We start from the raw sequence: 1522 nt of genomic DNA on the forward strand, positions 1-1522 counted from the left end.
GAGAAGATGTAGAACTTTTACACAGTGTCATTAATGGACAGTCTTCACATGATTCAGATTCATAAATTTTATAGACTCTCTGGTGACCATATTTATCTGTTTGAGTTGTATGATGATTTAAATATAAGCGACGATTATTTGGACATATATAATAATCATCAAGTTCATCGTATGGCCAATGATTTGGATGCATCTCATCTGATTTAAACTTCCGTTTTTGTTCTCTGTGATATGTATTGTACGGAATCAAAGCCTGTCTCTCATATTTATCAGCGATGCATTCATAGTTTGATTCACTCCCATATCCCGCATCTGCGACAATGTATTGGGGTAAATGTTCAAATGTATGTGCCATTGTATAAAGAAACGGATCAAGTGTTCGCGTATCTGTTGGGTTCCAAAAAATATCGTAACCTAGGACATACTGCTGATTTGTTGCGATCTGTAAATTGTACCCTGCCTTGAGTTGTCCATTCTGCATGTGATCCTCTTTCATACGCATAAACGTCGCATCTGTATCTGTCTTCGAATAACTATTCCGTTCACCGATCAATGTGCGCTGTTTCTGATAAACTAATCGTCGTTCGAGATAATCTTTAAATGCTTTTTTAGAACGTCGAATTTCTGAACGTTTTTTTCGAATTTCTCTTCGTGCTACAACATCCGTTGTTCGTTTTATGTCTTGCGTATGGGATGTTTCAACTTCTGTCAGTTCGGCATGGATAACTGCGATTTCTTCTGCAGTAAGCGGAGTGTCTGACTCTCGTTCAATTTCAGGAATAATATTTGTATCTACGAGTTCATGATATTTCTTTTTTGATTTTTCGAGGAGTTGCGATTCATAACGATCAATATTTTTTCTAAACACAAATGTATACTTGTTTGCATTGGCTTCAATCTTTGTTCCATCTATAAATATTGCGTCTGAATCAATGAGACCATTTGACTCAAGTTGAACTCTAAACTGAATAAAAGCAGATTGAAGTAATGCAGCCATTTGAGGATGTACACGAAAACGATTGATTGTTCGGTAAGAAGGTGTGTGCTCTTGTGCTAACCATTTCATTCGAATACTATCGTGGAGCAGGGCTTCGATTTTTCGTCCAGAAAATATAGACTGACTATATGCACAGAGTAAGATTTTTAACATCATTTTGGGATGATAAGAAGAAGCCCCTTGATTCGTACGAAAGTTTTCAAACACAGTATTTGGGATACTTTCTACCAAGTTATGTATCGTTATTGAGATGTCATTTTCGGGGATAAGTACTTCTAAATCCATTGGCAGTGTGATTTGATTCATGTTATAATTCTTATACATAAGATTCCTCTTTTCGTGTTTGTGTAGTTACTTACATTGTATCTGAGGGTCTTATTTTTTTGTACTAATAATGTGTTGAATTCAACATAAAAAAGCGCACACTACTCCCCCAAGGAGTCTTGTGCGCTTTTTAATTTAGGATAGACTTATGTCCCAGTCCCTTCCTAAATTACTTACTCTGTCTCATATAAGGGAATAATA

At 36.0% G+C, this 1522-nt stretch carries 1 protein-coding gene; it reads right to left on the bottom strand.

Going from position 1 to position 1522, the window contains the following annotated elements:
* Positions 1 to 1321: IS1182 family transposase (locus HMPREF3029_RS08355; protein ID WP_070710405.1), on the bottom strand; the 1321-nt coding region annotated here is incomplete at its 3' end.
* Between the last annotated feature and the right edge of the window lie 201 nt (positions 1322 to 1522).

Source organism: Nosocomiicoccus sp. HMSC059G07 (assembly GCF_001815515.1).
Classification (GTDB): Bacteria; Bacillota; Bacilli; order Staphylococcales; family Salinicoccaceae; genus Nosocomiicoccus; species Nosocomiicoccus ampullae_A.